Consider the following 19,165-nt stretch of genomic DNA (forward strand, 5'->3'; position numbering starts at 1 on the left):
CGGCGCCGTATCGCTAGGACACGGCGCCGTCGAAATAATGGTGCCCAGAAGAGGACTCGAACCTCCACGGCCTTTCAGCCACTGGCACCTGAAGCCAGCGCGTCTACCAATTCCGCCATCTGGGCCCAGACCGGTTCCCGCTTTCGCGCGTTCCCGTCCGGAAGGCGCGGACCCTTAAGGCAGCCCCCGGGGCGGGTCAACAGGCTTTTGTCCTGTTTGCGTTGCAGCCGTCGGGACCATCGTCTAATCCCCGCGCCGAGGCCGGTTCCGCATCGGCCGTCCCGCCTCTGGAGTCTGTCATGAGCGAAGTCGCGCCCGGCCTGATCACCGTCTTCGGCGGCTCCGGCTTTGTCGGCGGCCAGGTCGTCCGGATCCTGGCGCGCCGCGGCTGGCGCATCCGCGTCGCGGGGCGGCGGCCCGACCGGGCCTACAAGCTGCAGACCTCGGGCCACGTCGGCCAGATCCAGGCGGTGCGGTGCGACGCGACCGACCCGGCCCAGGTCGAGACGGCGCTGCAGGGCGCGGACGCCGCCGTCAATCTGATCGGCGTGCTGTACGAGAGCGGGTCACAGTCGTTCCAGGCGGTGCACGTCGAGGCCGCGCGCAACATCGCCATCGCCTGCGCCGCGGCCGGGATCGACCGGCTGGTGCACGTCTCGGCCCTGGGGGCCAATCCGGAGAGCGCCTCCACCTACGCCTGCACCAAGGCCGCCGGCGAAATGGCCGTGCGCGAAGCCAAGCCCGACGCGGTGATCGTCCGGCCGTCGGTGGTGTTCGGCTCGGGCGACGGCTTCCTGAACAAATTCGCGGCCATGGCCTCGATGGCCCCGGTCCTGCCGCTGTTCGGCGGCGGGCAGACCCGGTTCCAGCCCGTCTATGTCGGCGACGCGGCCGAGGCGATCGTCCGCGCCGTGGAGCGGCCCGACGCGGCCGGGCGCACCTTCGAGCTGGGCGGGCCGCAGGTCATGACCTTCGAGGACATCCTGAAGCTGGTCCTGCGCGAGACGCGGCGGCGGAACGGGCTTGTGCCCCTGCCCTTCTTCGCGGCCCGCGCGATCGGATCGCTGGCGCAGCTGACCAGCCTCGTCGGGGTCGCGCCGGTGCTGACCCGGGACCAGGCGGCGCTGCTGGAGAGCGACAACGTCGTCGCCGGGAGCGCGGACGGTCTGGACGCGCTCGGCATCGAGCCGACCGGCATCGAGGCGATCGCGCCGGCCTATCTGTGGCGCTACCGGCGCGGCGGGCAGTTCTCGGAACGGCCGACGGACACGGCGGCCACGGTCCAGGCCTGACGGCTCAGGCGTACAGCCACATCCCCAGCAGGCCGACGAACCCGACCAGGATGCGCCATCCGGCGAAGGGGGCGAAGCCGTAGCGGCCGACGAAGTCGATCAGGAAGCGGACGATGAACAGTCCGCTGACGAAGGAGACGACGAAGCCGATGGCGATGACGCCGGCGACGTCGGCGGTGATCAGGTCGCGGCTTTCCCAGAAGTCGAGGCCGAAGGCGGCGACCATGGTCGGGATGGCGAGGAAGAAGGAGAATTCCGCCGCCGCCCGCTTCTCGACGCCCAGCAGCAAGCCGCCGACGATGGTGGCGCCGCTGCGCGACACGCCCGGGATGATCGACAGGCACTGGAACAGGCCGACGCCCAGGGCGGTCTTCCACGAGAATTTCATCGCGTCGTGCTCGCGCGGGACCGGGGCCCAGCGCTCCAGCGCGATCAGGGCGAAGCCGCCGACGATCAGGGTGATGCAGACGATGGTGGTGTTGAACAACACCTCCTTGATGAAGTCGTGGAACAGAAGGCCGACGATGGCCGACGGGATGAAGGCCAGCAGCACCGACAGGGCGAACATCCGCGCCGCCGGGTCCTTGCCCGGCAGTCCGAGCAGGACCTTCCAGAGACGCTGGAAATAGAGGGCGACCACGGCGAGGATGGCGCCCAGCTGGATCATGACGATGAAGGTATCCCACGGCTCGTCGCCGAGCCCGAGCGCCTGTTTGGCCAGCAGCAGGTGGCCAGTGGAGGAGACCGGAATGAACTCGGTCAGACCCTCGACCAGGCCAAGAATGATCGCCGCCAGCCAGTCCGCCATCCGCATCCCCGATAAAGGTCAGGCGGATCAGTTCGCGCCCGGTTCGGGACCCACATAGCGCAGGCGCGCCCGGATAGGCGAGCCGTTCGTGATCTGGTCGAGCGCATGGGCCAGCAGTCCTGCCAGGCGACCGATCATCAGAAGGTCGGCGGGCGCATCGCGCGGGAGCTCGAGCCGGCGGGCGACTGCGACCAGGGCGAGCGTGAAGGCGGGGCGGCGGCCGGTCAGTTCCTCGCCCTCGCGCAGGGCCCTGGCCAGATCCTGAGGCAGGTCGGCGACGGCGAGAAGGGCGGCGGCGCGCGGATCTCCGCCGGGCCAGGCGGGATCGCCGAACCCGTACAGCGCGCCCGCTTCATGAGCGCGCCGCGCCGCATCGGCCGCCTGACGGCGAACCGCGACGACCCAGTCGGACTCCCTGGCCAGGTCGATGAGGGTCGGGGCGCCGGCCACGGTCGCCAGTCCGGCCAGGGCCGCGCCGGCGAGGGAGGCGCCCCCGGCGGCGGCGGCCCGCGCCGCGAGAGCGGGGGCGTCAAGGCCGCTGTCGGCGGCCAGCACCAGGGCGCGACGAACCAGGTGGGCGTCGGGCTCGCGCACCTTCCAGGTCCGCGCCAGCCGCTGATGGAGGAACAGCCGGGGGCCGGGGCCGGCCACGGCGTCGACGGCCTCGTCGAGGACGCGGGCGCATTCGACGCGCAGGGATTCGGGCGGGCGAGGCTTGAGCTCCGCGTCCTCCTCGGCCCTGCGGGCGAGGGCGGAGAACAGCCGGCCGCGGGCCGAATGACCGGGCATGGTCCCGACGCGGGGGCGGACCTCGACAAAGGGATTGCCCGCCCGGGCGTCCCACATCCGCCGCGCCACGTCCTCGAGGGTGGCCGACTCGGCCAGCTGGACCGCGTCCATGCCGCGGTAGAACAGCCTGCGGCCGTCGCTCACCGACACCGACGACCGGATTTCGAGGTCCTGCGCCTCCGACTCCTCGGGCGGCGGCAGCCACTGGCCGATCCCGGCGGCGGCGGCCGGTTCGTCCCCGCTCAGCCGGATGATGTCGGAGACGGCGTAGAGGCTGCGGCGGGGATCGTCCGGATCGGGCCGGGCGGCGATGCGGCCGCGGCTGACGTAGGCGTACAGGGTCTGGGCCTTGACCCCCAACCGGGCCAGAGCCTCGCCGCGTCCGATCCAGCGGCCGGCCTGCGATGCCGTCCCTGCCGACTGCATGTCGCCTCCGAAAGGCCTGACGGACCTCCAAGGGTCCATGCGGCGCGCAGCATGGGGCCATTTCGTGACGATGCCGCTAACGCCCGCCGGCGCGCTTGGCGCCGCCGACGCTTTCCGCGACAAGACGGCGATGACCACGACGCCCCACGACGACGCTCATCTGGCCGCCCGCAGCGTGACGCGCCTGTCGGTCGGCGTGGCCGTGGTGCTGATCGCGCTGAAGGCCTTCGCCCTCGGCGCCTCCGGTTCGGTGGCCATGCTCGCTTCCCTGACCGATTCGGCGCTGGACCTGGTGGCGTCGCTGGCCACCTTCTTCGCCGTGCGCTGGGCCGCCGCCCCGCCGGACGCCGAGCACCGCTACGGCCACGGAAAGGGCGAGGCGATGGCGGCGCTGGTGCAGGCCGGCCTGATCTTCGCCTCGGCCGTGTTCATCGGCTGGGAGGCGGTGCAGCGCATCTTCGATCCGCGTCCGGTGAGCTCGGGCTACTGGGCGGTCATGGTCGTCCTGATCTCGATCGCCCTGACCGGCTGGCTGGTCTGGATGCAGGACCGGGCCATCCGCCGCAGCGGCTCGATGGCGGTCAAGGCGGACCGCGCCCACTACGCCGCCGACATGGCCGCCGGCGCGGTGGTGCTGATCGGGGTGGTGTCCGGGACCTTCCTGGCCGCGCCGGGTCTGGACGCGGCGGCCGGGCTGATCGTCGCCGTCTGGCTGTTCTGGGGCGCGCTCGGCCTGCTCAGGGAGGCGGCCGACCACCTGCTGGACCGCGCCGTCCCGGACGCCGACCGGATCGCCATCACCACCGCCGTGCTGGTCGATCCGCGCATCACCGGGGTGCACCAGCTGCGCAGCCGCATGGCCGGGTCAGTGATGATGATCCAGATGCACGTCGACCTTGAGCCGAGCCTGACGCTGGAACAGGCCCACGCCATCGTGGTCGGGGCGGAGCAGCGGATCCTCGAGGCCTATCCCCGCGCCGACATCCTGATCCATCCCGATCCGAGAGGGGCGGCGCCGGCGACCTCCGTCCCCGTTTCAGGGCCCGAGGACGCGCCGGCGGCTCCATAGCTAACGTGGGCTTAACGCCCTGTGCCGCATGCATCGGTCATGTCGGCCAGCGTCCTGTATCATTTCCCCTTCGACCCCGGCTCGCGCGCCGCGCGGCTGGCGCTGGGCGAGGCCAGGGTCGAATTCACCGACACCATCGTCCGGCCCTGGGAAGACGGCTGCCCGGTGGCCAGCCTGAACCCGTCGGGCATGCCGCCGGTGCTGCAGACCACCGAGGGCGGGCGGGCCCTGACCCTGTGCGAACCCGCCGCCATCCTGGGTTGGCTGGAGGACCGCTCGAAGGAGCCGTTCCTGATGCCGTCCGATCCGGGCGAGCGGGCCGAGACGCGGCGGCTGGTCGGCTGGTTCGACCGCCGCTTCAATGACGAGGTCAACGCCGTGCTGCTGCACGAGCGGATGGAGAAGCCGCTGCTTCGCCTGGGGCCGCCCGAGGCGCGGGCGCTGCGGGCGGGGCGGGAGTCGCTGAAGGCGCATCTGGGCATGCTGGAGGGCCTGCTGGCCGCCCGCGACGCCCTGGCCGGCCGCCGCATCACCCAGGCCGACGTGGTCGCCGCGGCGCACCTGTCGGTGCTCGACTATTTCGGCGAGGTGCCGTGGGGCGCCTGGCCGGCGATCAAGACCTGGTACATGAAGCTGAAGTCGCGGCCCTGCTTCCGGCCCCTGCTGGCCGACCGGTTCCCGGGGGTCCAGCCGTCCGCCTGGTATCACGACCTCGACTTCTGACGTGCCGGTCGGGGGTGCTAGTGCTAGTGAGCGAGCGGTGAGCCGCTGCGGCTACGGCCAACCCGCCCGTTGCTCGCCTCGTGCTCACCAGCACTAGCACTCCCCTTCCCCCGGACCGCGCCCGTTGAGCGACCGCCTCAAGACATCCATCCGCGACGCCGCTTCCGGCCTGGGCTTCGACGTGTGCCGGTTCGCGTCCGCCTCGGAGCCGTGGAGCGCCGGAGAGCGGCTGGCGCATTTCGTCGGGGCCGGCCGGCACGGCGACATGGGCTGGATGGAGACGACGCTGGAGCGGCGGGCGCATCCGACCTCGATGTGGCCGGAGGCGAAGACCGCCATCGTGCTGGGGCTGAACTACGGGCCGGGGCATGATCCGCTGCCCGAGATGGACGACGCCTCGGCGGGATACATCTCGGTCTATGCACGCGGCGACGACTATCACGAGCTGATCAAGGGCCGGTTGAAGACTTTGGCCGGGCAGGTCGCGGCGCGGTCCGGCGAGGAGGTCAAGGTGTTCGTCGACACCGCCCCGCTGATGGAGAAGCCGCTGGCGCAGCGGGCGGGACTCGGCTGGCAGGGCAAGCACACTAATCTGCTGTCGCGCAGCCGGGGCAACTGGCTGTTTCTGGGCGTCATACTGACCGCCGCCGAGCTGGAGCCGGACGCGCCGGAGGAGCAGCATTGCGGGGCCTGCACCGCCTGTCTGGACATCTGTCCGACCCAGGCGTTTCCGGCGCCGTTCCAGCTGGATGCGCGGCGCTGCCTGTCCTACCTGACCATCGAGTTCGCGGGGCCGTGGCCGGTCGAGTTCCGGCCGATGACGGGGTCGCGCATCTACGGCTGCGACGACTGCCTGGCCGTCTGTCCATGGAACAAGTTCGCGGTGAGTTCGCACGAGGCGCGGGTGCAGGCGCGCGAGGCGCTGGTGTCGCCGCGGCTGGCGGAGCTGGCGGGGCTGGACGACCCGGCGTTCCGGGCGCTGTTCTCGAAGAGCCCGGTCAAGCGGATCGGCCGCGACCGGTTCGTGCGGAATGTTCTGTATGCGATCGGCAACAGCGCGGATGCCGAGCTGATCGGGCCGGCCCGTCGGCTACTGGACGATGCGGCGCCGCTGGTGCGGGGCGCGGCGGTGTGGGCGCTGTCGCGGCTGATGGACGAGGCGGCGTTCGCGGGGCTGCGGGCGGACCGGCTGGAGGGCGAGGCGGACGCCTCCGTACGCGCCGAATGGACCGGCGATCAGACCTGAAGGCGGCGGAACACCGGCGCGTGGAAGCCGTCGGCGCGGCAGCGGGCGTCGGCCTCGGCCAAGCGCTCGATGACCACGGCGCCGTGATGGGCGGTGGCGTGGAGCACGCGGTCGGCGTCGAGCATGAAGGCCGAGTGGCCGGTCCAGCTGTGAACGCCCGGTTCGGCGAGCCAGACGACGAGGTCGCCGCGGCGGGTGTCCGAACGGTCGACGCCGTGGCCGAGTTCGGCCTGCTGATCGGCATGGCGGGGGCCGGCGAGACCGCAGGCGTAGAGCGCCTGCTGGACCAGGCCGGAGCCGTCGGTGGCGGTCGAGGAGCGGGCGCCGAGGCTGTGCGGAACGCCGAGCAGGCGTTCGGCCACCGCGACAGGATCGCTCTCGAAGGCGCCGATGGGGGCGAGGTCGTCGGGCGCGATCTCGCCCGCGTCGGCGACGAGGGCGTTGAGCGGCAGGCTGGCGGCGACGGCGGCGACGCGGTGCGTCGGCAGGCGTGCGCCGGGCTTCACCGCCGCGGCCGAAACCCAGCCGACGAGTCCGTCGCGGCGGGCGCGGCCCCACAGGCGATCGCCCTTGCGGTCCAGCACATCGAAGGCCTCGCCGTAGATCAGCTGGTCGATGCGCTCGGAGGCGGGGTCGGCCTCGGCGTGGATGTCGGCGAAGGGCACGGCGGCGTGCATCGGATCGGCGGGGCGATAGGCCCGGGCGCGCACGAGCCCCTCCAGCGCCTGCTCGGCCAGGTCGGGCCTTGCGAGCGTGGTGCGGGGGTCAGGCGTGGCGGCGTCTGGGATCAAGCAAGGCGCGTCCGGTTGAACCGTCAGGATGGCGCGATATGCCGAAAGGGCCGTTAACGAACGGAGGCTTTATCGTGGCGCCGGAAACCGGCGGGACAGCATTTCGAAACAGGCGCGCAGGCCCTGCGCCTCGCCGCCCTCGGGACGGCCGGGTTGGGCGCGGGGGTTCCAGGCGAAGATGTCCATGTGCGCCCAGGCCCCCGTGGTCGGGGCGAATTTCTGCAGGAACAGGGCGGCGGTGACGGAGCCGGCCTGGGCCCAGGCGGCGGAGTCGTTGCGCACGTCGGCGATCTCGCTGTCGAGGGCGGCGCGGTAGCCGGGCCACAGCGGCATCGGCCACAGCGGATCGCCGACGGCGCGGGAGGCTTCCAGCAGGTCGGCGACGAGGGCCGCGTCCTCGCTGTAGAGCGGCGGCAGTTCCGGGCCGAGGGCGATGCGGGCGGCGCCGGTCAGGGTGGCGAAATCCAGGGTCAGGTCGGGCGAATGCTCAGCGGCCCGGGCGAGGATGTCGGCGAGGATGAGCCGGCCCTCGGCATCGGTGTTGCCGATCTCGATGGTCAGGCCCTTGCGGCTGTTGAGGATGTCGCCGGGCCGGAAGGCGTCGGCGGAGATGGCGTTCTCGACGGCGGCGACCAGAATCACCAGCCGCACCGGCAGGCCGGCCTGCATGACAAGGCGGCCGAGGGCGAGGGCGTGGGCCGAGCCGCCCATGTCCTTCTTCATGTTGCGCATGCCGGCGGCCGCCTTGATGTCGAGGCCGCCGGAGTCGAAGACCACGCCCTTGCCGACCAGGGCCACGAGCGGCAGGTCGGCGCGGTCGAGGTTCCAGCCCAGTTCGATGACGCGCGGCGCGCGGTGCGGGGCGGCGGCCCGGCCGACGGCGTGGACCGCGGGGTAGTTGTCGTCCAGCAGGGCGTCGCCGGTGGTGACCGTGACGGAGGCGCCGGCGGCCTGGGCGATCTCGCGGGCGATGGTCTCGATCTGCAGCGGCCCCATGTCGGCGGCGGGGGTGTCGACCATCTCGCGGGCCAGGGCGCAGGCGGCGGCGATGCGCAGGGTGGCGGCGGCGTCGATCTCCGGGCCGACGGCGAGGCGGGCCTGGCCTGCGGACCGGGCCTTGTACCGGTCGAAGCGGTAGGCCCCCAGCGCGAAGGCCAGCGCGGCCGCCGCGGACTGGCCGGGCTCCAGGCCTTCCAGCCGCCACAGGCCCTCGGGCAGTTTCGACGCCAGGGCGCGGGCGGTCATCGGGTCGAAGGCCTCCCCGGCGCCGAACAGGGCGCCGGAGACGCCGTCGTCGGAACAGGGCAGGAGCAGAAGCTGGCCGGCCTTGCCGGTGAAATCGTTGGACCGCGCCCAGGCGCTCCAGACGCCCTCGATAGGGGCGTCCTTCGGCACGATCCGGACCGGGAGCGCGCCCTCGTCCTCGGTGGTCAGCAAGTCGGGGTGGAGGACGGACATCGCGGGAAGCCTTTGCGGCCGATCTTAACCAAGGATTGACGCGAAGGGCCGAGTCTGGAGCCCGAACCTTCCGGAGCGCCCTTCCATGTCGCGCACGACCGCCCGTATCGCAACCATCGTCCTGCTCGCGGCCGCCCTGATGCCCGCGGCGCCGGTCCTGGCGCAGCAGGCCGCGCCCGCCGCCGCCGCGCAGCGGACGCCGGCCAGCGCCGAGGCGCGCGCCGCCTACGACCGGGCCGATCCGCTGAGCCGCTCGGTGTTCTGGACCGAACAGGCCGACATCAATCCGCTGGATCCGGTCGCCGGGGTCAAGGCGGCCCAGGCGCTGCGTGAGCTGGGCCGCTACGAACAGTCCGCCGACATGGCCGAGCGGGTGCTGCTGGTGCAGCCGGACAATGTCGAGGCCATGCTCGAGGTCGGCCGGGGCCACATCGCCCGGGGCCACGCCTTCTATGGGGTGGCGGCGCTGGAGAAGGCGCGGGACGCACGGCCGGACGACTGGCGGGCCTGGTCCCTGCTGGGCGCGGCCTATGAGCAGGTGCGGCGCGCGCAGGACGCCCAGACCGCCTGGGCGCGGGCGTTGCAGCTGTCGCCCGACAATCCCGACGTGCTGACCAATATGGCCATCTCGGCCATGACCCGGGGCGACACCGCCGCCGCCGAACCGCTGCTGCGCCGCGCCGCCGCCCAGCCGGGCGCGTCGCTGAAGGTGCGGCTGAACCTGGCCATGGCGCTGGGCCTGAACGGCAAGATGGACGAGGCGGAGCAGATGATGCGCCGCGACCTGCCGCCGGACGCCGCCGACCGGAACCTGGAATGGCTGCGGGCGCGGGCCGGATCGGGCGCCGGCGACCAGGCCCGGACCTGGGGCTCGCTGCAGGGCGGCTGAAACGGGGCGTCCGGGCGCGGGCTTCACGCGAGCCGCCCGCCCGCCTATCTTCAGGCCATGATCGACGAGCTCTACAGCGCGCGCATCCTCAAGCTGGCGGCCAATATGCCGCACAGCGGGCGGCTGGCCGCGCCGCAGGGCACGGGCGAGCGGGTGGCCAAGCTGTGCGGCTCGAAGGCCGTCGTCGATGTCGTGCTGGACGACGCGGGGCGGATCCTCGAGTTTGCGCAGGATGTGAAGGCCTGCGCCCTCGGTCAGGCGGCTGCGGGCGTGCTGGGCGAGAGCGTCCTTGGCGCCTCGGCCGACGAGATCGCGGCGGCGCGCGACGCCATGACGGCGATGCTCAAGTCGGGCGGCGAGGGCCCCGGGGGCCGGTTCGAGGGGCTGCGGGCGCTGAGGCTGGTCGCCGACTATCCGGCGCGGCACGCCTCGACCATGGTCGCCATCGAAGCCACGCTGGACGCCGTGAATCAGGCGCTCGCCCGTAAGAGCCCCGACACGCGAACTAGCCTCGCCGGCGCTGCCTAGCGCCCGTTGCCCCCGCGCGTCTGGCGGGGGATAAGCGCGGCGACATGGCTCCCGGCGATAATCTCTACGAACGCGGCGTCCGGCTGGCCCATCGCGGCTACAAGCTGACGCTGTCGCCCCTGATTGGACAGCAGTGCCGGTTCCTGCCGACCTGCTCCGACTACGGCCGGGACGCGCTGATCCAGCACGGCCCGATCAAGGGGGGATGGCTCACGGTCCGGCGCCTCTGCAAATGCCATCCTCTCGGCAAATCGGGCTATGACCCGGTTCCGCCGCCTGCAAAGACGAAACGATGATCGAACTGAAATTCCCCGACGGCGCCACGCGCGAATACCCGGAAGGGTCCACGGGCCGGGACGTCGCCGCCTCCATCTCGCCGTCGCTGGCCAAGCGCGCCGCCCTGGCCGAGATCAACGGCAAGCAGTGGGACCTCGACCGTCCGCTGGAGAGCGGCGGCGCCTTCCGCCTGATCATGCGCGACGATCCCGACGCGCTGGAGACCATTCGCCACGACGCCGCGCACATCCTCGCCCAGGCGGTGCAGGAGCTGTTCCCCGGCACCCAGGTCACCATCGGTCCGGCCATCGAGGATGGCTTCTATTACGACTTCTTCCGCGAGGAGCCGTTCTCGACCGACGACTTCGCCGCCATCGAGAAGAAGATGGCCGAGATCGTCGATCGCGACGAGAAGCTGGTGCGTCAGGTCTGGGACCGGGACGAGGCGATCCGGCTGTTCGAGGCCAAGGGCGAGACGTTCAAGGCCGAGCTGATCCGCGACCTGCCGGCGGACGAGACGATCACCACCTACGCCACGGGCGACTGGGTCGACCTGTGCCGCGGGCCGCATTTCCCGTCCACGAAGTTTGTCGGCAAGGCCTTCAAGCTGACCAAGCTGGCCGGCGCCTACTGGCGCGGCGACCACCGCAATCCGCAGCTGCAGCGCATCTATGCGACGGCCTGGGCCTCGAAGGACGATCTCGACGCCTATCTGCAGCGGGTCGAGGAGGCGGAGAAGCGCGACCACCGCAAGATCGGCCGCGCCATGGAGCTCTTCCACATGCAGGAAGAGGGCCGCGGCATGGTCTTCTGGCACCCGAAGGGATGGGTGCTGTGGCAGGTCATCGAAGCCTATATGCGCCGCCGGCTGGACGCCGCCGGCTATGTCGAGGTCAAGACGCCGCAGGTGCTGGACCGCACCTTCTGGGAGAAGTCGGGCCATTGGGAGAAATACCGGCCCAATATGTTCGTCTGCGAGACGGTCGAGGGCGAGACCCTGTCCCTCAAGCCGATGAACTGCCCGGGCCATGTGCAGATCTTCGGCATCGGCCAGCGTTCGTACCGCGAGTTGCCGTTGCGGATGGCCGAGTTCGGGGCCTGTCACCGCTATGAGCCGTCGGGCGCCCTGCATGGCCTGATGCGGGTGCGCGGCTTCACCCAGGACGACGCCCACATCTTCTGCCGCGAGGACCAGATCGTCGACGAGACGTCGCGCTTCATCGAACTGGCCCGCTCGGTCCACGCCGACCTCGGCATGGAGACCGCCTACATCAGCCTTGGCACCCGGCCCGAAGTCCGCGCGGGCTCGGATGAATTCTGGGACAAGGCCGAGGCGCTGATGGCCGAGTCGGCCCGGGCGGCGGGGACCGAGCCGGTCGTCACCGAGGGCGACGGGGCCTTCTACGCGCCCAAGCTCGACTTCGTGGTCAAGGACGCCATCGGCCGCGAATGGACCTGCGGCACCATCCAGCTGGACTACGTCCTGCCGGAACGGCTGGGCGCGGAGTACATCGGCGAGGACGGCCAGAAGCACCGGCCGGTGATGCTGCACCGGGCCATCCTGGGCAGCTTCGAGCGGTTCATCGGCATCATGATCGAGAACTACGCCGGCGCCTTCCCGCTGTGGCTCGCGCCGACGCAGGCGGTGGTGGCGACCATCGTCTCGGAGGCCGACGACTACGCCCGCGAAGTGCAGGCGCGGTTCAAGGCTGCGGGCCTGCGGACCGAGCTCGACCTGCGCAACGAGAAGGTCGGCTACAAGGTGCGCGAGCACTCGGTCGGCAAGGTCCCGGTCATCGCCGTGGTCGGCAAGAACGAGGCCGCCGAAGGCAAGGTGGCGATCCGCCGCCTGGGCTCGCAGGCGCAGGAGGTGGTGTCGGTCGAGGAGGCCATCCGCATCCTGACCGAAGAGGCGACGCCGCCGGACCTGCGTCGGGGCTGATTTGATCTGCTGAAACAGAAAGCCCGCCCTTGCGACGCAGGGGCGGGCTTTTCGTTGTGTGTTTGCGTTCGTGGTTACAGCAGCCGCTTGCGCATGGCCTGGCTGAGCATGTCGATCAGGGTCACGGCCACGACGATGACGATCGCGATGGTTGAGACGGTGCGGTATTCGAAGGCCTGCAGGCTTTCGAACAGGGCTTGGCCGATGCCGCCGGCGCCGATCAGGCCGAGCACGGTGGCGGCGCGGCTGTTCGATTCGAAGCGGTAGAGGGCGAAGCTGGTCCATAGCGGGGCGACCTGCGGGATGACGCCCCAGGTGATCTCGTGCAGGCGGCCGCCGCCGGTCGCCTTGACGCCCTCGATGGGCCCCTTGTCGATCGACTCGACGGCCTCGGAGAATAGCTTGGCGAGGACGCCCGCGGTGTTCAGGCCGATGGCCAGAACCCCCGCCAGAGGACCCAGGCCGACGGCGACGATAAACAGGGTGGCGATGACCAGGTCGGGAATGGAGCGCATCAGATCCATGACGCGGCGCACCGGCCAGACCAGCCAGGCGGGCGACAGGTTGCGCGAGGCCATCAGGCTGAGCGGGACGGCGAGGAAGACCGCCAGGAAGGTGCCCCACAGGGCGATCTGCACGGTCAGCCACATCAGGCCGACCAGCGAGCGCAAGTCGCTGAAGTCAGGATTGAGGAAGTCGCGTCCGTACTCCCTCATATTCTGGCTGTTCGAGAACAGGTTGAGGATGTTGGGCAGATCGACCTTGTCGAAGGCGGCCAGCAGCATGATGGCGAAGCCGCCCCACAACAGGACGTCCAGCGACCAGGCGGCGAGGGACTTCTTCGGGGGTTCGGGCACCTGGGTCGGATCGCCAGCCACCTGGCCCGGGCGGGGCGCGAGGTTGAGCGCGATGGCCACCAGCGCCAGAACGGCGATCAGGGCGAAGGGCCACCAGCGGCCGATCAGGGTCCCGGCGCTGGCCGGCGGGGCGACCTCGGGCGGGCGGCCCTCGCGACGGGCCTGGTCGGCCTTCATCTCGCGGATCGGGTCGAGATAGCTGTTTTCGGCGGCGCGGAACTGCGAATAGTTCAGGCCCGCCAACACCTGGCGCTGGCGCTCGGCCTCGGGGCCGAAGCCTTGGCCATAGGTGACGAAGAAGCGCCTGATCCGGGCCTTGAGGTCGGCCGGCAGGTCGGAGCGGATGACGATGCCCGACTCCGGGATCGGCGGCGACTGCCAGATCTCCTCGATCTTGTCGGCGATCTGGGGGTTCTGGCGGCGCAGGAAGACGGTGTTGACCGAGTTGGAGGTGGCGACGTCCACTTGGCCGTTGGCGACCGAGAAGGCGTTGTTCTGGTGGTTGGCCGAGCGGACGGTCGAGAAGCACTCCGTCGGGTCGATTCCCCGCGGGCCGAAGAAATAGGTCATCGGGGCCAGGGTGCCGGAGGTCGACTGGGCGTCGCCGATGCCGAAGGTGTAGCGCTTGCCGCAGCGGGCCACGTCCTCAATCGTGATGCCTGAGCCCTTCTTCACGATGATGGTCGAGACGTAGGAATCCTTGCCCTCGAGATCGACGGTGCGGGCGATGACTTCGCCGTGCGAACGGTCGATGGCCTGCACGGCCGGCAAGGCCGAGAACCAGCCGATCTGGGCCTGGTTGGCGCGCATCGCCTCGACCAGCACGCTGTAGTTGGAGCCGAACACCGGTTCGACCGGCAGGCCGAGCTCGCGTTCGAGGTCGTCCAGCAGGGGCTGCCAGATCGGGCCCGAAGAGGCCTGGCCCTCGGCTGACAGCACGGTGAAGACGATCTTGTCCGGGCGCCGGGACTGGGCCGAGGCCGCCCCGGCGGGCGCGAGGCCGCACAGGACGACAGCCAGGGCCAGGACGCCGGCGAGGATGTTGCGAAGGCGGCTCATGCGCGGACGCTCCGGAACGCGTCACCGGGGGCGGGAGCGTGAATAATGTTCATGGCTTCGATATCCGGGTGGCCCGGGGCGGCCAAGGGACGGGAGTGCTGGATGACGGCGGCGCAGGTCACGGCTGCACCTCCCGCCGGAGGCGCAGCCGTTGCAGCTCGCGCTCGGCGGAGGCGGCTGCGGCGGCGTCGCCCCGGACGCGGGCGGCGGCCAGCGCCTGGTCGGCCATCAGCTCGCGCACCGGGTCGAGATAATTGTCCTCGACAGCGCTGAAGCGCGAATAGCCCAGGGCGGCGAGAACGCGGCGCTGCCGCTCACCCTCGGCGCCGCCCCCCTGGCCGTAGGTCAGGAAGAAGCTGCGGATCTTCTCCTTCAGGGCCGGGTCGAGATCGCCGCGAACGACGATGCCGCCCTCGGGGATGGGCGGGGACTGCCAGATCTGTTCGATCTGGGCCGCCATCATGGGATTGCGGCGGTGCATCGTCTCGATGGTGACGCTGTTCGAGGTCGCGACGTCGAGGACGCCGGCGGCGACCTCGGAGGCGTTGTTCTCATGGTTGCCGGACTTGACCGAGGCGAAGCAGGTCTCCGGCCGGACCCGACCCGGATTGAACAGGAAGGTCAGCGGCGCGAGCGTGCCCGAGGTCGACTGCGGGTCGCCGATCCCGAAGCGGTAGCCCTTCCCGCAGTCCAGCACGTCCTTCAGGGTGATGCCGGACCCGCGCCTGACGATCAGGAGGGAGCGATAGCTGTCGGCGCCGTCGGCGTTGACCGTGCGCGCGATCATCTCGGCGCCGGCGGTTTCCATGGCGCTGATGGCGGGCTGGGCCGAGAACCAGGCGACCTGGGTGCGGCCCTGCCGCATGTCCTCGATCAAGGCCGAATAGGTGGAGGCGAAATGCGGTTCCACCGGCGCCCCGACCGCCTTGGACAGGTCGTCCAGAAGCGGGCGCCAGAGCGGGTCTGCCGAGGCCTGGCCCTGGGCCGAGAGGATGGAGAAGGTGATCTCGTCAGGCGCGTCGCCGGCCGCCACGTGGTCGCCGCGGTCGCATCCGGCCAGGCCCAGGGCGACGGCGGCCAGAACCCCAACGCCGAACCGGCGAGCAGAGTTCGAAAGCCTCATGCCTTGGCTTCCCAGAACGCGTCCTCGAACTCGGGACCGTAGATGTCGATCAGCTGCTTCGTGTCCAGGCCGGTGGCGGGGCCGTCGTAGACGATCTGGCCGGCCTTGAGGGCGATGACGCGGTCGCAGTAGCGGATGGCGTAGTCGACTTGGTGCAGGGTGACGATGACGCCGAGTCCGTCGCGCTGGTTGAGCTCGACCAGCAGCTCCATGACCTTGCGGGCCGAGACGGGGTCGAGCGAGGCGACGGGCTCGTCGGCGAGGATGGCCCGGGCGCCCTGGACGAGTGCGCGGGCGATGGCGCCGCGCTGCTGCTGGCCGCCGGACAGGGTGTTGGCGCGCTGGGCGGCGTAGTCGGAGACGCCGACGCGGTGGAGCGCCTCCATGGCCTTGCGCTTGTCCGCCGCCGGCCAGACGCCGAGCACGCCCTGCCAGCCAGGGATGCGGCCGAGGACGCCCAGCATGACGTTGGAGAACAGCGACAGCCGGCCGACCAGGTTGAACTGCTGGAAGATCATGCCGAGCTTCTGGCGCGCCGCGCGCACCTGGCCGGTGATGCGGCCGTTCTTCTGAACCGTCTGGCCGAAGACCTCGATGACGCCCTTGCCCGGATCGATGGTCTGAAGGCCGGTGATCGAGCGCAGCAGGGTCGACTTGCCCGAACCGGACGGACCGATCAGGGCGACCATCTCGCCGGCGCCGACCTCGACAGACACGCCGTTCAGCGCCTTGCGGGCGCCAAAGGTCTTGGACACGTCCCGAACGGACGCGACGGCGGCGGCGGATGCGGTCATGGACAGACTGTCGGCGGTTGCAGGGGCGCGCCGCATGGCCCGAACGGGCCCTTGGGGCAAGCCTTAATGGCACGGCCGCGACGATTTCGTCCAGCGTGACGGCAGCAGGGCCGCCCGGTCGGCTACTGCGCCGGGCGGACCTCCACCTCCAGGCCGAGACCCTCCAGCTGGGGGCGGACCACCGCGGCGTCGCCGACCACGACCCAGACCATGTCATCGTCCAGCACCCGGCGGGCCTCGGCATCCATCTGGGCGGCGGTCATGGCCTCATAGCGGGGCGCCAGCGTCTCCCAGTAGTTGTCCGGCCGGCCGTAGAGGGCGTTGGTGCGCAGGGCGTTGAGCACATTGGCCGAGCTCTCGAAGCTGCCCGGCAGCTGTCGAACGTTGCCGTTGACGGTGCGCTCACGCTCGGCGGCGGAGACGCCGCGGTCGGCGAGGAAGGCGCGGTACTGGTCGATCAGGGCGGCGATGGACTCGCCGGTGCGGTCGGACTGGACGGGCGCATTGACGATGTAGGGCGTCTGGCGCTCCAGCGGGTTGAGGCGGCCGTTGACCCCGTAGGACCAGCCGCGGGTCTCGCGGATGTCCTGGTTGATGCGGGACAGGAAGCCGGCGCCGATGACCTCGTTGGCGGCGGTCACGGTGACGAGGTCATCCTGTCCGGTGACCGGCAGGACGACGCCGCCGAGGATCAGCGACTGGGGCGACTGCGGGCGATCGACCAGCACGATGCGGGGCCGCGGCGCCGGTATGGGCGCATCGAAGGCCTTGCTCCCCTTCGGCTCGGCGGGCGCGGCCCAGGCGCCGAAGCGGGCCTCCAGCAGCGGCGTCAGCTCGGACAGCGGCTTGTCCGAGACGATGAACAGCTGGGCGTTGTCGGGCCGGACCCAGCGCTGATGGAAGGCGATCAGGTCGTCGCGGTCCAGCCCGCGCACAGCCTCGGCAGCGCCGAGGCCGGACCAGGCGCGGCCATAGGGGTGATCCGGGCCGTAGAGGACCACCGGCAGGACGCGCGCGCCCATGCCGTTCGGCGAGGTCTGCTCCTGGGCGATGGAGGCCAGCTGCTGGTTGCGGCGGCGCTCGAGATCGGCGGGGCGGAAGGCGGGATTGCGGATCACGTCGGCCAGCAGGTCCAGCGACGGCGCCAGGTTCGGGCTGACGGCGTTCAGCGCCACCGTGGTGCGGTCGACGGAGGCGAAGGCGCCGACATTGGCGCCCAGCCGTTCGGCCTCCTCGGCGATCTGGACGGCGGTCTTGCTGGTCGTGCCCTCGGTCAGCAGATCCAGCATCAGGCGCTGGGTCCCGGGCGCGTCCGCGGGGTCGGCGGCGACGCCGGCGTTGAACTCCACGGCCACCCGGGTGACCGGCGCCGTGGTCGAGCGGGCGTAGATCACCTCCATGCCGTTCGACAGGCGGGCGCGTTCGACGGCGGGGAAGTCCAGCGCCTTCATCGGCCCGACCGGCGGCATCGGCTCGCGCGGCGTGAAGGGCAGCGGGTCGGCCGGAGCGGGCGCAGGCCGGTTGTCGGCGGCCTCGGCGTAGGGCTCGCGCTCGCCGGGATCGACGCGCGTGGCCAGAACCGGACGGGTCAGCCAACGGTCCATCACGGCCTTGACCGAGGCCGGGGTGACGGCGCCCATGGCGGCCAGCTCCCGGCGGTAGAAGCCGGGGTCGTCGGCGTAGAGCTCGCCCTCGGCCAGCACCACGGCCTTGCCGCCGAAGCCGCCGACCGGCTCCAGCGCCTGGATCTGGCCGGAAAGGCTGCTGGTGACGGTGCGGGCGATCTCGTCCCCGGTGGGGCCGTTGGCGATGAAGTCGGCGATCAGCGCGTCCAGCTTGCGCGACACGGCGTCGGCGTCCTGACCCGGTTTGACGTCGACGGTGACCGTGAACATGCCGATGCGATGGAAGGCCTGATAGCCGGTCCCGACCGAGGTGGCGGTCTCGTCGCCGCGCACCAGGGCGTTGTCGAGCCGGGAACTGGCCAGACCGCCGAGCACAGAGGCGGCCACCTGCAGGTCCGCCGACTCCTCGGCCAACAGGCCGGGGACGACCCAGGTGCGGTACAGCCGGGTGTTGGGCACCCGGTCATGCATCAGCTGGTCGATGCGGGCCGGCAAGGTCGGGATGTCGGCCTGCGCCGGCTCATTGGTCGCGCCACGCGGGATGTGCCCGAAATACTGCTGGACCTTCTGCCGGGCCGTGGCCGCGTCGATGTCGCCGGCGATGACGAGCACGGCGTTGTTCGGCCCGTAGTTGTCGCGGTGCCACTGGCGCAGGTCTTCCAGACTGGCCGCGTCCAGATCGGCCATCGAGCCGATGGTGGAGTGGCGGTAGGGGTGGCCGGGCGGGAAGAGCGCTTCCAGCTGGGCATAGTAGACGAGGCCGAACGGCTGATTGTCGCCCTGGCGCTTTTCGTTCTGGACCACGCCGCGTTGGTTATCGAGCCGCTCCTGATTGAGCGCGCCCAAGAGGTGCCCCATCCGGTCGCTCTCCATATAGAGCGCCTGGTCGAGGGCCGAGGTCGGGACCGTCTGGAAGAAGTTGGTGCGGTCGAACCAGGTGGTGCCGTTCCAGTCGGTGGCGCCGATGGCGCGCAGCGGCTCCATCAGGCCGCCGGGCAGGTTTTCGGTCGGATTGAACAGGCCGATGTGCTCGAACAGGTGAGCGTAGCCGGTCTGGCCTTCCGGCTCGTCCTTGGCGCCGACGTTGTACCAGGCCGCGACGGCGACGACCGGCGCCTTGCGATCGGTGTGGACGACGACCCGCAGGCCGTTGTCGAGCGTGAACTCCTCGAACGGGATGTCGACGCTTTGGGCCAGCTCGGCGGCGGGGACCGGCTGCGACGACTGGGCCAGGACCGGCGGCGCGCCCGCCGCCAGAGCCAGAGCGAATACGGCGGCGAAGGCGGTGCGGCGCATGACAAGTCCCCCATCAGCGGAAGCGTGACCCTACGCGCCGCCGAACAGGGTTCAAGTTACGGCTCTGTCACGAAAAAACCGCTTTACATGACGGGGCTATGACCCCATATCGCGCGCTCCGGCGGACCCCGTGGTCTAACCGTTTGCGCTGCTAACGCCGGTCTGGGTTTAACA

General features: G+C 70.9%; 16 protein-coding genes, 1 tRNA gene and 1 pseudogene. 8 read left to right on the plus strand and 10 right to left on the minus strand.

Annotated features, from left to right (window positions below; translation table 11 throughout):
* Positions 1-38 precede the first annotated feature (38 nt).
* Positions 39-125 (minus strand) — tRNA-Leu (locus tag VEA98_RS03630).
* Positions 126-299: 174 nt separating this feature from the next.
* On the opposite strand from VEA98_RS03630, the gene VEA98_RS03635 reads away from it, so the two are divergent.
* Complete coding sequence (locus VEA98_RS03635) at positions 300-1,292, plus strand: complex I NDUFA9 subunit family protein (RefSeq protein ID WP_324811115.1); 993 nt, start codon at positions 300-302, stop codon at positions 1,290-1,292.
* A gap of 4 nt (positions 1,293-1,296) precedes the next feature.
* Here VEA98_RS03635 and VEA98_RS03640 read toward each other — a convergent pair whose 3' ends face one another.
* Together VEA98_RS03640 and VEA98_RS03645 are read right to left on the minus strand one after the other, a co-directional pair.
* Positions 1,297-2,100: an undecaprenyl-diphosphate phosphatase gene (locus VEA98_RS03640; protein ID WP_324811116.1), complete on the minus strand. Its 804-nt coding sequence runs from the start codon at positions 2,098-2,100 to the stop codon at positions 1,297-1,299.
* A gap of 27 nt (positions 2,101-2,127) precedes the next feature.
* Positions 2,128-3,315, minus strand: coding sequence for a citrate/2-methylcitrate synthase (locus VEA98_RS03645; RefSeq protein ID WP_324811117.1), 1,188 nt, complete (start codon positions 3,313-3,315; stop codon positions 2,128-2,130).
* 130 nt (positions 3,316-3,445) lie between these two features.
* Here VEA98_RS03645 and VEA98_RS03650 point away from each other — a divergent pair, with 130 nt between their 5' ends.
* The 3 genes from VEA98_RS03650 (at position 3,446) to queG (ending at position 6,353) form a co-directional block, all read left to right on the plus strand.
* Positions 3,446-4,384 (plus strand): cation diffusion facilitator family transporter, encoded by a 939-nt coding sequence (locus VEA98_RS03650; protein ID WP_324811141.1) that lies wholly within the window; start codon positions 3,446-3,448, stop codon positions 4,382-4,384.
* Positions 4,385-4,423: 39 nt separating this feature from the next.
* Positions 4,424-5,107 (plus strand): glutathione S-transferase family protein, encoded by a 684-nt coding sequence (locus VEA98_RS03655; RefSeq protein WP_324811118.1) that lies wholly within the window; start codon positions 4,424-4,426, stop codon positions 5,105-5,107.
* 124 nt (positions 5,108-5,231) lie between these two features.
* Positions 5,232-6,353, plus strand: coding sequence for a tRNA epoxyqueuosine(34) reductase QueG (gene queG / locus VEA98_RS03660; protein WP_324811119.1), 1,122 nt, complete (start codon positions 5,232-5,234; stop codon positions 6,351-6,353).
* Here queG and VEA98_RS03665 read toward each other — a convergent pair.
* The gene (locus tag VEA98_RS03665) at positions 6,344-7,144 is read right to left on the minus strand and encodes an NlpC/P60 family protein (RefSeq protein ID WP_324811120.1); all 801 of its coding nucleotides are present in this window, start codon (positions 7,142-7,144) and stop codon (positions 6,344-6,346) included. The genes queG and VEA98_RS03665 overlap by 10 nt on opposite strands.
* A gap of 69 nt (positions 7,145-7,213) precedes the next feature.
* Entirely contained in the window at positions 7,214-8,602 is a 1,389-nt protein-coding gene (locus VEA98_RS03670; protein ID WP_324811121.1) for a leucyl aminopeptidase family protein, read from the minus strand.
* An 85-nt stretch (positions 8,603-8,687) separates the two neighbouring features.
* Here VEA98_RS03670 and VEA98_RS03675 point away from each other — a divergent pair, with 85 nt between their 5' ends.
* From VEA98_RS03675 to thrS, 4 genes are read left to right on the plus strand one after another with little or no spacing between them, the layout of a single operon-like run.
* Positions 8,688-9,491 (plus strand): tetratricopeptide repeat protein, encoded by an 804-nt coding sequence (locus VEA98_RS03675; protein ID WP_324811122.1) that lies wholly within the window; start codon positions 8,688-8,690, stop codon positions 9,489-9,491.
* A 57-nt stretch (positions 9,492-9,548) separates the two neighbouring features.
* Positions 9,549-10,019, plus strand: coding sequence for an iron-sulfur cluster assembly scaffold protein (locus VEA98_RS03680; protein WP_324811123.1), 471 nt, complete (start codon positions 9,549-9,551; stop codon positions 10,017-10,019).
* A gap of 44 nt (positions 10,020-10,063) precedes the next feature.
* A complete protein-coding gene (yidD, locus tag VEA98_RS03685) occupies positions 10,064-10,315 on the plus strand; it encodes a membrane protein insertion efficiency factor YidD (protein WP_324811124.1) in 252 nt (83 codons plus the stop codon).
* Positions 10,312-12,237, plus strand: a complete 1,926-nt coding sequence (thrS, locus tag VEA98_RS03690; RefSeq protein ID WP_324811125.1) for a threonine--tRNA ligase — start codon at positions 10,312-10,314, stop codon at positions 12,235-12,237. Before yidD ends, thrS begins: the two co-directional genes overlap by 4 nt.
* A 74-nt stretch (positions 12,238-12,311) precedes the next feature.
* On the opposite strand, the gene phnE is transcribed toward thrS, so the two are convergent.
* From phnE to VEA98_RS03715, 5 genes and pseudogenes are all read right to left on the minus strand, one after another.
* Positions 12,312-13,157, minus strand: coding sequence for a phosphonate ABC transporter, permease protein PhnE (gene phnE / locus VEA98_RS03695; protein WP_324811142.1), 846 nt, complete (start codon positions 13,155-13,157; stop codon positions 12,312-12,314).
* Positions 13,158-13,304: 147 nt separating this feature from the next.
* A pseudogene (gene phnD / locus VEA98_RS03700) lies at positions 13,305-14,153 on the minus strand (phosphate/phosphite/phosphonate ABC transporter substrate-binding protein); the annotation flags it as partial.
* A gap of 118 nt (positions 14,154-14,271) precedes the next feature.
* Positions 14,272-15,276, minus strand: a complete 1,005-nt coding sequence (phnD, locus tag VEA98_RS03705; protein ID WP_324811126.1) for a phosphate/phosphite/phosphonate ABC transporter substrate-binding protein — start codon at positions 15,274-15,276, stop codon at positions 14,272-14,274.
* The gene (phnC, locus tag VEA98_RS03710) at positions 15,273-16,070 is read right to left on the minus strand and encodes a phosphonate ABC transporter ATP-binding protein (RefSeq protein ID WP_324811127.1); all 798 of its coding nucleotides are present in this window, start codon (positions 16,068-16,070) and stop codon (positions 15,273-15,275) included. Before phnC ends, phnD (VEA98_RS03705) begins: the two co-directional genes overlap by 4 nt.
* Positions 16,071-16,192: 122 nt before the next feature.
* Positions 16,193-18,991: a pitrilysin family protein gene (locus VEA98_RS03715; protein ID WP_324811128.1), complete on the minus strand. Its 2,799-nt coding sequence runs from the start codon at positions 18,989-18,991 to the stop codon at positions 16,193-16,195.
* Positions 18,992-19,165: the final 174 nt, after the last annotated feature.

Origin of the sequence: Brevundimonas sp. (assembly GCF_035627055.1) — a bacterium.
Lineage (GTDB): Bacteria > Pseudomonadota > Alphaproteobacteria > Caulobacterales > Caulobacteraceae > Brevundimonas.

Coding starts and splice junctions, on each gene's coding strand:
- VEA98_RS03650 (WP_324811141.1), top strand. CDS start 3,446: ATGACCACGACGCCCCACGACGACGCTCATCTGGCCGCCCGCAGCGTG.
- VEA98_RS03680 (WP_324811123.1), top strand. CDS start 9,549: ATGATCGACGAGCTCTACAGCGCGCGCATCCTCAAGCTGGCGGCCAAT.
- VEA98_RS03645 (WP_324811117.1), bottom strand. CDS start 3,315: ATGCAGTCGGCAGGGACGGCATCGCAGGCCGGCCGCTGGATCGGACGC.
- VEA98_RS03635 (WP_324811115.1), top strand. CDS start 300: ATGAGCGAAGTCGCGCCCGGCCTGATCACCGTCTTCGGCGGCTCCGGC.
- VEA98_RS03655 (WP_324811118.1), top strand. CDS start 4,424: ATGTCGGCCAGCGTCCTGTATCATTTCCCCTTCGACCCCGGCTCGCGC.
- VEA98_RS03670 (WP_324811121.1), bottom strand. CDS start 8,602: ATGTCCGTCCTCCACCCCGACTTGCTGACCACCGAGGACGAGGGCGCG.
- thrS (WP_324811125.1), top strand. CDS start 10,312: ATGATCGAACTGAAATTCCCCGACGGCGCCACGCGCGAATACCCGGAA.
- phnC (WP_324811127.1), bottom strand. CDS start 16,070: ATGACCGCATCCGCCGCCGCCGTCGCGTCCGTTCGGGACGTGTCCAAG.
- phnD (WP_324811126.1), bottom strand. CDS start 15,276: ATGAGGCTTTCGAACTCTGCTCGCCGGTTCGGCGTTGGGGTTCTGGCC.
- VEA98_RS03715 (WP_324811128.1), bottom strand. CDS start 18,991: ATGCGCCGCACCGCCTTCGCCGCCGTATTCGCTCTGGCTCTGGCGGCG.
- yidD (WP_324811124.1), top strand. CDS start 10,064: ATGGCTCCCGGCGATAATCTCTACGAACGCGGCGTCCGGCTGGCCCAT.
- VEA98_RS03640 (WP_324811116.1), bottom strand. CDS start 2,100: ATGGCGGACTGGCTGGCGGCGATCATTCTTGGCCTGGTCGAGGGTCTG.
- VEA98_RS03675 (WP_324811122.1), top strand. CDS start 8,688: ATGTCGCGCACGACCGCCCGTATCGCAACCATCGTCCTGCTCGCGGCC.